Annotated in this window: 12 protein-coding genes; 7 read left to right on the forward strand and 5 right to left on the reverse strand. The window is 72.1% G+C overall.

What is annotated here, in order from left to right; translation table 11 throughout:
• Positions 1 to 23: 23 nt before the first annotated feature.
• Genes OG766_RS18820 through OG766_RS18850 form a run of 7 tightly spaced genes read left to right on the forward strand, consistent with a single transcriptional unit; the run spans position 24 to position 8,220 of the window.
• Positions 24 to 1,013 (forward strand): glycosyltransferase family 2 protein, encoded by a 990-nt coding sequence (locus OG766_RS18820; RefSeq protein WP_266380873.1) that lies wholly within the window; start codon positions 24 to 26, stop codon positions 1,011 to 1,013.
• Positions 1,010 to 2,284 (forward strand): ATP-grasp domain-containing protein, encoded by a 1,275-nt coding sequence (locus OG766_RS18825; protein WP_266380877.1) that lies wholly within the window; start codon positions 1,010 to 1,012, stop codon positions 2,282 to 2,284. Before OG766_RS18820 ends, OG766_RS18825 begins: the two co-directional genes overlap by 4 nt.
• Positions 2,281 to 2,949 carry a hypothetical protein gene (locus tag OG766_RS18830; RefSeq protein WP_266380882.1) on the forward strand — a complete coding sequence of 223 codons (669 nt, stop codon included), beginning with the start codon at positions 2,281 to 2,283 and terminating at the stop codon, positions 2,947 to 2,949. Before OG766_RS18825 ends, OG766_RS18830 begins: the two co-directional genes overlap by 4 nt.
• Before the next feature lie 30 nt (positions 2,950 to 2,979).
• Positions 2,980 to 4,287: a phenylacetate--CoA ligase family protein gene (locus tag OG766_RS18835; protein ID WP_328725828.1), complete on the forward strand. Its 1,308-nt coding sequence runs from the start codon at positions 2,980 to 2,982 to the stop codon at positions 4,285 to 4,287.
• Entirely contained in the window at positions 4,284 to 5,678 is a 1,395-nt protein-coding gene (locus OG766_RS18840; protein ID WP_328725829.1) for a hypothetical protein, read from the forward strand. The genes OG766_RS18835 and OG766_RS18840 overlap by 4 nt, the downstream gene beginning before the upstream one ends.
• Positions 5,675 to 7,183, forward strand: a complete 1,509-nt coding sequence (locus tag OG766_RS18845) for a cation:proton antiporter (protein ID WP_328725830.1) — start codon at positions 5,675 to 5,677, stop codon at positions 7,181 to 7,183. The genes OG766_RS18840 and OG766_RS18845 overlap by 4 nt, the downstream gene beginning before the upstream one ends.
• Positions 7,180 to 8,220 carry an NAD-dependent epimerase/dehydratase family protein gene (locus OG766_RS18850; protein WP_328725831.1) on the forward strand — a complete coding sequence of 347 codons (1,041 nt, stop codon included), beginning with the start codon at positions 7,180 to 7,182 and terminating at the stop codon, positions 8,218 to 8,220. Before OG766_RS18845 ends, OG766_RS18850 begins: the two co-directional genes overlap by 4 nt.
• Before the next feature lie 114 nt (positions 8,221 to 8,334).
• On the opposite strand, the gene OG766_RS18855 is transcribed toward OG766_RS18850, so the two are convergent.
• The 5 genes from OG766_RS18855 to OG766_RS18875 all read right to left on the reverse strand — a co-directional run bounded on the left by OG766_RS18855 (position 8,335) and on the right by OG766_RS18875 (position 13,539).
• Positions 8,335 to 9,642 (reverse strand): phenylacetate--CoA ligase family protein, encoded by a 1,308-nt coding sequence (locus OG766_RS18855; protein ID WP_328725832.1) that lies wholly within the window; start codon positions 9,640 to 9,642, stop codon positions 8,335 to 8,337.
• Positions 9,639 to 10,448 (reverse strand): hypothetical protein, encoded by an 810-nt coding sequence (locus OG766_RS18860; protein WP_328725833.1) that lies wholly within the window; start codon positions 10,446 to 10,448, stop codon positions 9,639 to 9,641. Before OG766_RS18860 ends, OG766_RS18855 begins: the two co-directional genes overlap by 4 nt.
• 1 nt (position 10,449) lies before the next feature.
• On the reverse strand, positions 10,450 to 10,812 hold the full coding sequence (locus OG766_RS18865; RefSeq protein ID WP_266380900.1) for a YybH family protein: 363 nt from the start codon (positions 10,810 to 10,812) through the stop codon (positions 10,450 to 10,452).
• Positions 10,813 to 10,919: 107 nt separating this feature from the next.
• Positions 10,920 to 11,912, reverse strand: a complete 993-nt coding sequence (locus OG766_RS18870) for a hypothetical protein (RefSeq protein WP_328725834.1) — start codon at positions 11,910 to 11,912, stop codon at positions 10,920 to 10,922.
• Positions 11,902 to 13,539, reverse strand: coding sequence for a lysine--tRNA ligase (locus tag OG766_RS18875; protein WP_328725835.1), 1,638 nt, complete (start codon positions 13,537 to 13,539; stop codon positions 11,902 to 11,904). The genes OG766_RS18870 and OG766_RS18875 overlap by 11 nt, the downstream gene beginning before the upstream one ends.
• Positions 13,540 to 13,558: the final 19 nt, after the last annotated feature.

Here is a 13,558-nt window from a genome sequence, read left to right on the forward strand (position 1 = left end):
AAAGGCGACGGACGATGGCCAGGATGCCTGCCACGCTTTCGATCACCGCGATGGTGCCCTGTTTCAACGAGGAGGAATGCATAGAGCAGGCATACCTGCGCATCAAGGAGGAGGTGTACCAGTACGAGGATTCCGAAATCCTCTTCGTCGACGACGGCAGCACGGACGGAACCCTCGGCATCATCAAGCGGATCGCCCGCGAGGATCCGCGCGTCAGCTACATCTCGTTCGCCCGCAATTTCGGACTCGAATCGGCCTTCACCGCCGGGTTCTCGTACGCGTCGAAGGAGTGGACCGTACAACTCGACGCCGATCTGCAGTCCCCGCCCCCCGAGCTCCACAAGCTGGCCCGGCGGGCCGTGGAGGGGGACTACGACGCGGTGTTCGCGGTCCGCACCAGCCGGCAGGACCCCTGGTACCGCCGGCTGGGCACGGTCGCCCACCAGGCCATCGCCACCCGCATCCTCGGCATCGAACTGCCGGTCCACGCCTCGGTGTTCCGGGTGGTGCGCACCTCGGTGGCCCGCAAGGTCGCCGCATGCAAGGTCAGCACCCCCTACTTCATCGCCACCCTGCCGCTGATCGGCGCGCGCTACACCACGGTGGAGACGGCGCACTCGCCGCGCACGGCGGGACGGGCCAAATGGTCGCTGGGAAAGCTGTTCCGGCACGCCGCCGATCTCTTCGTCGGCTTCTCCTACCGGCCGCTCGCCCTCATCTACCTCGCGGCGCTCGGGGCCGCGGCGGCGGCCGTGACGCTGGCGGCGGCGGGCAGCGGCGTCCGGCCGCTGGCCCTGGCCTCCGTCGTGCTGCACACGGCAGGACTGGGCTCGCTCGCCCTGCTCGCCCGCTACATGGTGCGGATCATGCGGGGCAGCGCCGGGCTGCCCCGCTACCAGATCCGCGAGGCCAACGTGCCCGTCCGGCCGCAGGACGACCTCTACGCCTACCGAAACGAGTCCACCGGCCGGGCGGCGCCCGCGCCGCTGCTCCAGACAGGGAACCTGCCATGACAAAGCCTCACATCCTCGTGCTGGGCGGAGGCGAGGACCAGCTGCCCGCCTACCACGAGGCGCGCCGCCTCGGGTACGGAGTCGTCGGCGTCGACCAGCGCCAGGACGCCCTCGGTGCCTCGGCCGCCGATCTGTTCCTGTGCATGACCACCCGGGCCCCGGAGCGGATCGCCGCCATGGTCGGCCACCTCGACATCGCCGCGGTGATCTCACCGGCGAGCGACGCGGCCCAGGAGTCGGTGGCCGAGCTGAGCCGGCTGCTTCAGACCCCGTACCAGCCGGCACCCGACGCGGTCCGGGCCTCGGTCGACAAGGGGTACTTCCACGAGGTGCTGGAGCGGCTCGGGCTGCCCACGTACGCCTACGTCCAGTCCGCCGACCCGGTGGAGCTGCGGCTCGCCGCGGCGGCGTTGCCGCTGCCCGTCATCGTGAAGCCGAGCGACTCCTCCGGCAGCAAGGGCGTCCAGGTCGTCGCCGACCAGGCCGCGCTGTCGGGAGCCGTCGCCGAGGCCCGCACGTACTCCTTCTCGGGCGAGGTGATCGTCGAGGAGATGCTGCTCGGCCGGCATCTCTCCGCCGAGGCGTTCCTGCGCGACGGCAAGCTGGGGACCATCGCGGTCACCGAGCGCGGCACCACCGGGGCGCCCCACATGATCACGACCGGCCACATGGTCCCGGCCGAGCTGGCGCCGGCCACCGAGATCGCCCTGCGCTCCATGGTCATGGACATCTGCGGCGCGCTCGGACACACGGACGGCCCGGTCAACTTCGACTTCGTGGTGGACCGCACCGAGGAGATCCGCTTCATCGAGATGGGTGCCCGGCTCGGCGGCAACGGAATGCCGCTGCTCGTCCGGCACGCCTACGGCATCAACACCTACGAGGCCGCGCTCCGCCTCGCCCTCGGGCTCCCCTTCGACCTGCAGGCCCGCCACGACAAGAAGACGGCGCTGCAGATCCTGACCACGGACACCGACGGCATCCTCCGCGCCGTCGAGGGCGCCGACGAGGTCCGCGCCCTGCCGCAGACCGCCGAGCTGAAGCTCTTCGCGGGCCCCGGCAACCGGGTGCGGCGCTACACCCAGGCGGGTCACAAGCTCGGCTACCTGCTGCTGGTCGCCGACAGCTACGGCGAGCTCCGGGAGGCGCAGGCCAGGGCGAGGTCCCTGCTCCGCTTCGACGTGGAGCCCGACGCTCCGCGCAACCCCGCACCGCCGGCGGCCGCGACCGCGACCCCCGTTCGACCCCGACTGCTTACGGAGAAGCGTTGACCACGCTCCGGCGCCATGCGCCCTTCCTGATACTCACCGCGCTCAGCCTCGCCTTCGCCGGCGTCGTCTGGTTCGCGATGCCGCACGACCGCGAGGTCAAGAGCCTCGCCGTCATGCTCTTCAAGCTGGTGCCCTTCGTCCTCGCCGCCGAGGCGATCGCCCAGCTCGACCCGGAGTGGGCCAAGAAGCTGAGACTGCACCTCTTCGTGCCGCTGTGCTTCCTGATCTACTTCATCTACTTCGTACCGAAGATCTTCTTCTACGCGGAGAACCACCCCGAGCTGTACTACTACGTCCTGACGCTGACGCCGTTCCTGATCCTGACCTTCGCCTTCTGCTTCCGGATCGGCGGCGGTGCGGCCCACCTGGTGCGCCGGCTCGCCTACGCGATGCTCCTGCTCATGCTCTCGGGCCTGGAGGACCTCGCGTATCTCACGGTCAACGACCACACCGACCCGCAGTGGCAGACCATCCCCGAGGTGTGGACCTGGGCCTCCCACATGACGGTCCGGCTCGGTCACCCGGCCAGCAAGTACGAGGCGTTCGCGCTGATCATCACGCACGTCGTGCTCGCCCTCTTCGTGCTGCTCGCCCCGACCCGCTGGTTCAGCGCGCTGGGCCGGTTCGTCCCGCGCCGCTCCGCCGTGTCCCGCACCGCCGCCTGACGGCCCGCCCCCCGAAGGGGAGTTGACGAGATGTTCCTCCGAGAGGCCTGGTACGTGCCCGTCACGTTCGCCCGGCAGTACGGTTCCCGGCGCTCACTGCGCCGGCGCCAGCTCTCCTCGCTGAACCGGATGCTGGCACACGCCCGGGCGCGGGTCCCGTACTACCGGGACGAGCCCGACTACCGCACCGGACCGCTGCGCTCCCTCGACGAGGTGGCGAAGCTGCCGGTCATCGACAAGGAGGTCCTGCGGGGCCGGCCTCTGGAGGAACTCCTCGCGGACGGGGTGGTGCCGGGCACCGTACCGACCTTCCGCACCAGCGGCTCCACCGGACGCCGGGTCACCGTCGTCCACGACCAGCACAGCCACGACTACCACATGGCCTCGTGCGTACGCCGGTTCCTGGCGACCGGCCGCTATCGGCCCACGGACCGGCTCTCGCACATCAGGCCGTTCGCGCCGCCCTCGCGCGGCTTCCAGAAGGCCGGGCTCTTCCGCCGCCACGTGCTGCTCACCGACCGGCCGATGGACGAGATCAAGGCCGAACTGCTCGCCGCGGCACCCCAGGTGATCATCGGGTACCCGGTGCATCTGCGTGCCCTGCTCAGGGCCCTGACCCCGGCCGAACTCACCGCGCTGCGGGGCATGCTGAAGCTGGTGATGACGGAGTCCGAACTCCTCGTCCCGGAGCACCGTGCGCTGCTGGAGCGGGAGTTCGGGGCACCCGTGCACGACGAGTACTCGGCGTTCGAGGTGCTCAACATCGCGTACGAGTGCGTCCACCAGCGGGCCCATCTCGCCGAGGACCGGCTGCTCGTGGAGATCCTCGGACCGGACGGGCAGCCGGTGCCGGACGGCACCGAGGGGCGGGTGGTGGTGACCGCGTTCATGGAGCGCGCGATGCCGCTGATCCGCTACGACCTGGGCGACGTGGGCCGGATCGACACCGACCCGTGCCCCTGCGGCCGTCGCTTCAGGACCCTGCGGCTGACCGCGGGCCGCGTCAACGACGCGGTGCTGCTGCCCACCGGCCGCCAGCTGTACCCGGACACCTTCCTGCATCTGGCCGCGACCTTCCCCGGCATCGCCGAGTGCAGCGTCGTGCAGAGCCGCGAGGGCGCGGTCCGGCTGAACGTGGTCCCGTCCACGCCGCTGTCCCGCACCGCATGGGACGAACTGACCGCAGCGGTACGGGAACGCCTGCTCACCGTGGCCGGCTGCGACTTCCCCCTGGAGGTCGTCCGCACGGACAGCATCGAGATCACCGGAGGCGGCAAGGGCCGCTTCGTCACCTCCGACGCGGTGGTCCCCCGGCCGGCCCACTCCGCGCCGGCATGACGGCGCCGTCCGGCGGGCCGGGCCGGCGCCCCACCGCCCGGTCGCTGGCCTCCCTGCTCGCCGGACGCACCGCCTTCCGGCTGGCGCTGCTCGGGACCAACGCCGCACTGCTGGCGAGCTGGGGGGAGGGGACGTACGAGCCCTACGCCGCGGCCATGGGCACGGCACAGGTGCTCACGACCCTCACCACGCTCGGCATCGAGAAGTCCGCGCTGAAACTCGTGCCCAGGGCACGGCGCACCGGGCCCCAGCTCATCACCGTCCTGCTGGTGTCCGCGCTGCTGCTCGCCGGCGCGGCCGTGCTCTGGCTGGGCTGCGCGGCGCTGTTCCTCCCGGCCGGGGACACGGGCATGCTGAGGCTGCTCGCAGGTCTCTACGCCGCGCTCCTCGGACTGAACACCGTGCTGGTCGGGCTCTGCCGGGCACTGGACAGGAACCGTGCCGACGTCCTGAACTTCGCGATCCTGTCGCTGGTCATCGCCACCGGTGCCGGGGGAGCGAGCCTGCTGGGCTGGGGGCCCGTGGCCTTCACCGGCTGGATACTCGCCGGCACCGCCCTGCTCAACCTGGCCCACCTGCCGGCCCTGTACCGGGCCACCCGCCGGCCGGTGCGCCGCGGGATCACCCGGCCCGTGGTGTCCACCTCCGTGCTGATGGCCTGCGGTGACATCGCGGCCGCCGGCACGGTCAGCCTCCTCTTCGCGATGCTCGGCGCCTCACGGCACCACGAACAGACCGGCCATCTGTATCTGATGGTCCTCGCCTCGTCCGTGCTGCTGAACGGCTTCGGCTATCTGATGCGGCTCTTCCAGCCGCATGTGTCCCTGACCCTCCGGTCGGTGGACCCCGCCTCGCTGGACCGCCGGGTGGTACGGCGTCTGCTGCCCGTCGCCGCCGTCGGAGCGGTGTGGACCGCACTGGCCCTGTGGCTGGCACGGTCGGCCGAACAGGCCGCGCTCGTACCGTCGTCGGTGGCCGTCCTGCTGCTGTACGTGCTGTGCGTCCCGCTGTTCTTCGCCGTCGGCAGCCTCAACTACCTGCTGGAGAACGCGACCTCCCGCACCCTGCGGGCCACCGCGGTGAGCGCGCTGGGCGGACTGGTCTGCGCCGTCCTGCTCGGCCTGGTTCTCGTACCGGCCCTGGGCGCGCTCGGCGCGGTGACCGCCCTCGCCTCGGGAGAGGTGGCCCACGCCGTGCTGGCGCGCCTCCTGCTCCGGAGCCGTCTTCGCGGCCCCGCGACGCCGTCCGCGGGCGCTTGCGCGTCCCGTACGACCGCGTCCCGTACGACCGCGTCCCGTACGACCGTCTCTCGCGCGACCGCGTCCACCACCCCCGCACCCACCATGCCCACCGCGCCGACCGCGGTGCCGACCGACCTTGGAGCCTCATGATGAACGACCTTCCGCCGCGCCCCGCGGGAACGCCCGCCTGGCGCGGCATCGTCTATCCCCTGCTGATCTCCGCCGTGGCCGTCGGTGTGCTCGTCGCCGTCCTGGGGTTCGGCCTCGGGGTGCCGGATCCCGGCGGGGCGGGTGGTGCGGGCGGCGGGCCGCCCTCCGGAGGCACGCACGTCAGCGAAACGGTGCTGCGGGTCGTCGCCGCACTCGCCGCGGTGGCCGCGGTCGCCACCGCGGGCGGCTGGCTGGCCCGCAAGCTGGGCCAGCCCCCGGTCATCGGGGAGATCGCCACGGGCCTGCTGCTCGGACCGTCCTTCCTGGCCGGACTGCTCCCCGGCTCGGTCGAACTGTTCTTCCCCACGGCGGCGAAGCCGCTCCTCGGGCTGCTCGCCCAGGTCGGCCTGATCCTCTTCATGTTCGCCGTCGGTTCCGAGTTCGACGCCTCCCAACTGCGCCGCAGCGGCCGGATCGTGGGCGCGGTCAGCCAGGGCAGCATGATCATTCCCTTTGTGCTGGGCGTGCTGTCCGCGGCCCTGGTGTACCGGGAGTTCGCCGCGGGCGGCATCGGGTTCGTCCCCTTCGCACTCTTCCTCGGGACGGCGATGAGCATCACCGCCTTCCCCGTGCTCGCCCGCATCGTCCAGGAGTCGGGCCTCGCCCGCCATCCGCTGGGCACCATGGCCATGACCTGCGCCGCCGCCTGCGACGTGATCGCCTGGGGCGCCCTCGCCACCGCCATGGCCGTGGCGAGCGCGGGCAGCATCTGGGGTGCGGGCGGCACCGTGCTGCTCGCCGCGGGGTTCGCCGCCGTCGTGCTGATCGCCGGTCGCCCCCTGGTGCGCGCCGCCGACCAGTGGGCGGACCGGGCCCGGGTGTCGTCCGCGGCCCGGCTGCTCGCCCTGCTGCTGCTCGCCTTCTCGCTGGCCTGGCTCACCGACCTGATCGGCGTCCACTCGATATTCGGCGCCTTCCTGGCCGGAACGCTGGTACCGCACCGCAAGGGATCCGCGCTCACCGCCGTGCAGACCCGGCTCGACTCCGTGAACCGCAGGCTGCTGCTGCCGCTGTTCTTCGTGTCCGTCGGCATGACCGTGGACCTCACCCAGGTGACCGGACACGCCGGTCTGCTGCTGGCCGGGGCCGTCGCGGTCGTCACCGCCGTCGTGGGCAAGCTCGCCGGGACCACCGTCACCGCGCGGGCGGCGGGGCTGCCCTGGCGGCTGTCGCTCGGACTCGGCGTGCTGCTGAACGCCCGCGGTGTGACCGAGATCGTCGTGCTCCGTGCCGGTCTGGACGCCGGGCTCATCAACCAGAACGCGTTCACCGTGCTGGTCGTGATGGCGGTGCTGACCACGGTGATGACCGGACCCGCGTTGCATCTGCTGAAGCTCTCCCGCCGGCCCGGCGCCGGCTCCGTCCACGAAGGCACCACACCCGCGTCCCCCGCCCCGGCGGACACCGCCTCCGCCACCCCCGCCAAGGAAATGGAACCCGCATGAACCTCGACTCCCCCGCCCCCGTCTCCCTCGTCACCGGAGGCGCCGGCTTCATCGGATCCCATGTGGCGCGTGAACTGCTCGCCGCCGGCCACCGGGTGATCGTCCTCGACGACCTCAGCGGAGGCGTGCACGGCAATGTCCCCGACGGCGCCGAGTTCCGGCACGGCAGCGTCTGCGATCCCGAGGTGGTCGACGCCGTCTTCGCCGCCCATCGCGTCGACTACGTCTTCCACCTCGCCGCGTACGCCGCCGAGGGACTGAGCCACTTCATCAAGCGCTTCAACTACATGAACAACGTGGTCGGCAGCGTCAACCTCATCAACGCGGCCGTCAACGCGGGCACGGTCAAGTGCTTCGTCTTCACCTCGTCCATCGCGGTCTACGGCGCCAACCAGCTGCCGATGAGCGAGGACCTCGTACCCGCGCCCGAGGACCCGTACGGCATCGCGAAGTTCTCCGTCGAACAGGAACTCCGCGTCACGCACGAGATGTTCGGCATGCCCTACATCATCTTCAGGCCGCACAACGTCTACGGCGAGTACCAGAACATCGGCGACCGCTACCGCAACGTCATCGGCATCTTCATGAACCAGGCGCTGCGCGGCGAGCCCTTCACGGTCTTCGGCGACGGCGAACAGACCCGCGCCTTCAGCTACATCAAGGACGTGGCGCCCGCCATCGCCCGCTCCGTGGAGACGCCCGAGGCGTACAACGAGGTCTTCAACGTCGGTGGCGACCAGGTGTACAGCGTCAACCGCATCGCGGCCGCCGTCTGCGACGCCATGGACGTGGAGCTGCGCGTCAACCACCTGCCGGAGCGCAACGAGGTGCGCGACGCCTACGCCACCCACGAGAAGGCCCACAAGGTCCTGGGCACCCCCGAGCAGCCCGTCGGCCTCGAGGAGGGCATCGGCCGCATGGCCGCATGGGTCAAGGAGGTCGGCCCGCAGGAGCCCTCGGTCTTCTCCGGTATCGAGGTGGTCCGGAACCTGCCGCCGTCCTGGCGGGCGGCGCTGGAGGAGCGCCGCGCCATCTGAAGCGGAACGCCGCCCGACGGCGAGGACAGGAATGAAGGGGACAAGGAAAACCGGGAGGAGGGACGGCTCGTGACGGCGGTCCCTCCTCCTGTTCAGCCGACCGGACCCTCCCGGTCAGTCGGCCGCTCCGGCCGGCAGTACCTTCACGACCCTGATCTTGCCGTTGGCCTCGGGTGCGATGGAGGACACCTGCTCGACGACCACGTCGAAGCCGGGAACCGCCTCCCGCACCGCCGACCCGATCCGCTCCGTCACCGAGGCGCAGGACCCGGGCGCGAGGACCACACGGACGGTGACCTGCGCCGGCCGCTCCTGAACCAGCTGCATCCGGGAGACCTCGGGGAAGTCCTGCACTCGGCTGGTGAGGAAGTCGGCATAGAACTCACGGCCGTCCTGGCCGCGGAAACGGTCCTGGCTGCGCCCCTGCACCCGGAGCACGACGGGGGTGCGCCGCCCGCAGGCGCAGTCCGCGGGCCCCACGGCCACCCGGTCGCCGAGCCGGTAGCGGATCAGCGGCATCGCCTCGCTGTGCAGCCGGGTCACCAGGATCTCGCCCTCCGCCGCGCGGATCCCGTCGACCGGCACGACGGAGCCGTCCTCCTGCTCCAGCTCGACCACGACGTCCGCGGACCGCAGATGCAGCGAGCCCAGGCGGCACGTGCGGGCGATGGTGAACACCTCGACGGACGCGTACACCTCGTGGCAGCGCGCGCCCAGATGTCCGACCACCCGCGCCCGCGCGGTCGGCGTCAGCCGCTCCCCGCCGAACAGCACCCGGCGGGCGCCCCGGTAGCGCAGGCCCCGTCGCTCCAGCTCCTCCACCACGGAGGCGATCACATGCGGGAAGCCGACCAGGAAGGTCGGCCGGGCCGCCAGGAACGCCTCGACCTGTTCGTCCAGCGTCCTGCTGGTGTCGATGTGGAAGGTGCGCAGCAGACCGAACCGCTCCAGCGGGTGCCGCAGGAAGGGAGCGACCCGGAAGTACGCGATCCGGTCCCATGGGCGCAGCCCCGTGGCCAGCATGTCGTACAGGTACGACGCCCGCAGATAGCCCAGATCGCGCTCGGAGTTGCGGATGGTGATCGGGATACCGGAGGAGCCGCTGGTGGTGCCCGCCTTGGTGTTCGCCGTGGTGAAACCGTCCGCGAGCAGGTCCTCGGGCGCCCGGTCGTGGAGTTCGGCGCGGTCCAGCGTCGGCAGCGACGGAAGGTCCTCCGGCCCCCGGAAGGCGGCCGCGGTCTCCGGCGCGATCAGCTCCCGGTAGCGCGGCACACCGGCCTGCGCGTGCCGGACCAGCCGGACCAGCCGGCGCCGCCGCTCGGGTTCGAGACGGGCCGGGTCGGCCCGCTCCAGCCGGTGGGTCCGTACGAGATTGCGCAGCACCGGCACGAGCCGCATGACGGGTGAGACGGCCGCGGTCACAGGGGTCTCCGGAGGATGGGTACGCCGTGCAGGGGGCACCGCCCGGGACCGAAGAACTCGGCACCCTCGGGCCGGACATGGACGAGCGTGGGACGGCGTCGGCGCAGCAGCGTCAGCACCGTTTCCCCGTCGAGCAGCCGCGCATGAACGCGGGACGGGTTGAGATGCAGCTCCCCGCAGGCGCCGGGGACCCCGCCGAGGTGGCCGAGCCAGGGCTCGTACCAGACCGAACCGGCGGCCGGGCGGGTCCGGGCGGCCGCCGCCAGGGTGACGCGTTCCACGGTCACCGGACCCGCCGCCACGCCCGCGAGCTGCCCGGCGTCGCCGACCACGAGCGCGTGCCCGTCCGGCACCGGGCGGCCGGTGCCGGGCCGTTCGGCGCCGGAGCGTTCGGTGCCGGAGCGTTCGGTGCCGGAGCGATCGGTACCGGACCGTTCGGCGTACCGCTCCGCGTACCGTCCGGCGTCCGCCGTGGTCGCGAGCAGCACCCGCCAGTTCGTGCCGTACGCCCGCACGGGATCGCGCAGCGCGGAGGCGATCTCGTACACGTCCCTGCCGCCGTCGGTCCGGTGTCCGGCGAGCCGCAGCGCCTCGTGCAGTTCGGCGATGTGCTCGCCGGCCGGCCGGCCGGGGTCGCGCCGCGCGAGCAGGGCCGAGCCGAGCGGCATCAGCAGATGCCGCCGCAGCTCGGCCTCGTCGCGGGTGAGCGGCGGCAGGGTCCCGGTCGCCGCGTACCGCTCCCTGTAGTGCGGCACCGTGGCCACGGCACGGCGCACGGTCCGTGCGTAGCGCTGTCGGCCGCGCATCTCAGCAGTGGGTGTTCTGGTCGTGGACGAGCATCCAGTTCCCGTCGGTGCGGGCGAAGACCAGGCTGAGCAGATAGCGCAGCTCGTACGGCTTGCCGTGCTGGTCCAGGTCCCGGTAGTCGACGGTCAGCACGGCCACCGCCGTGTCCTGGTGCACCACCGTGCGGCTGGTCTCGGTCTCCATCGTCCAGTCGGGGTCCTCGAACCAGCCCTTGTGGAAGGCCCGGATGGCGTCGGCGCCCTCCACGGTCTTCCCGTTCGGCAGGATGATCGTCGCCTCGTCGTGGACGGTGGCCATGTAGGCGTCCAGGTCGCGGGTGCGGACGGCCGCGAGATGCTGGTCGAGCGCGGTGGTGAAGTCCATGGGATCTGCTTTCGTGGTCGGTGGTCGGTGGTCGGTGGTCGGTGGTCGGTGGTCGGTGGTCGGTGGTCGGTGGTCTTGGTCGGTAGTTGATCGTGTTCGTGCGCGGGTCAGAAGGGGACGGCCACCGCGTGGCGCGGTATCGCCGTGGCGCCGAAGGACTCCTTCAGCTGCCGCATGCCGGGGCCGAGTTCGACGGCAGGCACTCCCGTGTCGATCATCCTGCTGATCTCCCTCAGGTACAGGTCGAGATAGAGATCCCGGCCGCCCGCGGATCCGGTCACCGTGGTCACCCAGCCGCCGGGCACGTCCAGCACCAGGTCGAAGGACACGGGCCGGCCGGAGCTCTTGTCGCGGTGGACGAAGTACGAGGCGCCGGAGGACCGGTTGAGCCGCTCGAAGTAGGAGGGCAGCAGCGGCACGACCCCGCCCGGGCGGCTCGTGTGCTTCATCCGGGTCAGTTGGTCCAGCCGGCTGGCGTGCACCGGGTCGATCGTCGGAACCGCCACGTCCACGACCAGATCCGGGTCGGCGCCGATCCGTTCGTGGAGCGCCGACAGTCTGCGTCGCCGGCCCCGCGGCAGCCCGGCGAAGTACGCGTCCATGCTCTCCCAGCCGTTGTGCAGCACGGCGTTGGAGGCGGTGTCCCTCTTCAGCCGCAACGCGCCGTCGAGATACGCGAGGTCGGGTGACTCGACGTCGAGGTGCAGGATCCCCAGACAGCGCGGGCCCAGCCGGCGGCGCACCGCCCGCTCGAAGGCGCGCGTGGCGGCCCGGCGCCCGGCGGTTGCGAGACCGGGGGCGTACAGCCGTCCGGCGCTGAAACTGTTCGGCAGATGGACCTGGAACCAGCCAGGTACGGCCGCCCGGCCGGGCGGGCGGAACCGCTGGGCGAGCGGCCGAACCCCGAGCCGCCCGCAGAATGCCGCCACCGGTTCGCCCGCGTCCCGGACCAGTCCGGCGAACAGCGGCCGCCGGTTCCCCCGGCCGGCCGCCTCCAGCAGGTCTTCCTCCCACAGGACGCAGGCGCGCCGGTCCCGGACGAAGGCGTCCCAGCCGTCGGGCGCCGGCCCGCCACCGGGGGTGAAGATCTCAGCTCGCACGGCTCAGGGCCTCCTGACGGGATCGGTCGGATCCGCCGGACAGCCGTGCGCGCAGAGGGCGTTCACCGCGGTCGCGGTAGGCGGCCAGCGCGTCGGCGACCAGGGCGGGGGTGAAGACGTCGGCGAGGGTGTCCAGCCGGGGACCGTGCGCGGTGCCGAACAGCGCCCCGTAGATCTCCCGGAAGTCCTCCCGGGTGCGGCCGGCCCGCGGCGCGCCGGCTCCGGTGTGCTGCCTCAACTGCTCGATCAGCAGGTCGACCGCGGGGCCGGCCGGTGTGTCACCGGTCGGCGCCCAGTAGTGGTCCCGGCCGTGCTCCGTGAGCCAGGCGAGCGCGTGGCCGAGCCGTTCGTCGAGCAACGCCCGGTCGGCGCCCGGGTGCAGGGCGACGAGGTGCCGCCGCGCCGCGTCCGCCGAGGAGCCGTGCGCGTACAGCGCCCCCAGGACCGAGCGCATCCGGGGCAGGGTCGCGTATCCGCCGGGCTCCTCGTCGGTCAGCAGCTCCCAGAGGATCCGGGCGCGCTCGTCCCGGCCGACGGCCCGGACGAACCGGTCGAACTCGTCGTACGCGCCCAGGAACGGGCCCGGGCCGAAGCCCAGCCGCAGATCCGACAGGCAGTTGCGGCGGGCGTACAGCCACAGCACCAGCGGCGCGGGATGGACGGCGAGCAGATCGCGTACGAACGGGCCGCCGCCGAGCGACCCGGAGATCTTGCCGCCGCCCCGCTCGCCGCGGACCAGCCCGTACGGGACGATGACCGGCTGCGGGGAGCCGAGATAGCCGTCGTACACCGGCCGCGTCCGGTCCATGGTGCTGCCCGCGCTGCAGTGGTCCTGACCCGCCGGCTCGCAGTCGATGCCCTCGTACGCGACGCGCAGCGTCCAGTCCAGCGCCCAGGACGGTTTGACGTCCGCGGGGTCGTGGGCGGTCAGTTCGGCACCGCAGGACAGGCACCGGTAGCGCGCGGCATGACCGTCCAGCCGGTGGATCTCCGTGGTGTTGCGGCCGCACTGCAGGCAGTAGACGGCGAAGAGGTCCCGCCCGTCGCCCTTGCCGAGCAGCGTCGCGAGCCGTTCGGCGTCGCGCTGGTAGCGGCGCTGGATCTCCCTGTACGCACCGGCCCGGTAGCGCTCGTACTGGTAGTGCGTCTCCCAGTCGCCGCCGGGCGGCGTCCGCCCGTCGTCGTCGGCCTCCGCGGGCAGGATGCCCACTGCCCGGAGCTCCGCGAGGTAGGCGCGGCAGATGCGGGCGGCACGCTCCCGGCGTTCGGCGAGCGGCCGCCCTCCGCAGTCCGCGAGCTCCGGGTCCCGGGCGGCCTGGCTCTCCCGTACGGGGTCGTAGTCGTCGAAGCTGAGCAGGATCGCGGAGCGGCGGCCCATGCGGGCGAGGGCACGGTGCACCAGGTGGGCGCAGACGGTGTCCCGGAAGTTCCCGATGTGGAAGTAGCCGGTCGGCGACATGCTGGTCTGGATCAGGATGCGGTGGGCCGGCGGATGGCGGTCGGCGAGCCGGCGCGCGTAGTCGAGGGCCCAGTGCGCCGCGGTGCGGTCCTGTGCGTGCAGCCCGCCGGAGCGGGCCTCCTCCCGCGGCTCCGGGCTCTGCTTCCGCGCACGTCGTCTCCTTGGCATGGCAGGAGTACAGCGCGCG

The organism is Streptomyces sp. NBC_00259 (genome assembly GCF_036181745.1).
Classification (GTDB): domain Bacteria; phylum Actinomycetota; class Actinomycetes; order Streptomycetales; family Streptomycetaceae; genus Streptomyces; species Streptomyces pratisoli.

Bases quoted from the DNA above. Each gene is read 5' to 3' on its own strand.
- OG766_RS18820 (WP_266380873.1), top strand. From the start codon at position 24: ATGCCTGCCACGCTTTCGATCACCGCGATGGTGCCCTGTTTCAACGAG.
- OG766_RS18825 (WP_266380877.1), top strand. From the start codon at position 1,010: ATGACAAAGCCTCACATCCTCGTGCTGGGCGGAGGCGAGGACCAGCTG.
- OG766_RS18835 (WP_328725828.1), top strand. From the start codon at position 2,980: ATGTTCCTCCGAGAGGCCTGGTACGTGCCCGTCACGTTCGCCCGGCAG.
- OG766_RS18840 (WP_328725829.1), top strand. From the start codon at position 4,284: ATGACGGCGCCGTCCGGCGGGCCGGGCCGGCGCCCCACCGCCCGGTCG.
- OG766_RS18845 (WP_328725830.1), top strand. From the start codon at position 5,675: ATGATGAACGACCTTCCGCCGCGCCCCGCGGGAACGCCCGCCTGGCGC.
- OG766_RS18850 (WP_328725831.1), top strand. From the start codon at position 7,180: ATGAACCTCGACTCCCCCGCCCCCGTCTCCCTCGTCACCGGAGGCGCC.
- OG766_RS18860 (WP_328725833.1), bottom strand. From the start codon at position 10,448: ATGCGCGGCCGACAGCGCTACGCACGGACCGTGCGCCGTGCCGTGGCC.
- OG766_RS18865 (WP_266380900.1), bottom strand. From the start codon at position 10,812: ATGGACTTCACCACCGCGCTCGACCAGCATCTCGCGGCCGTCCGCACC.
- OG766_RS18875 (WP_328725835.1), bottom strand. From the start codon at position 13,539: ATGCCAAGGAGACGACGTGCGCGGAAGCAGAGCCCGGAGCCGCGGGAG.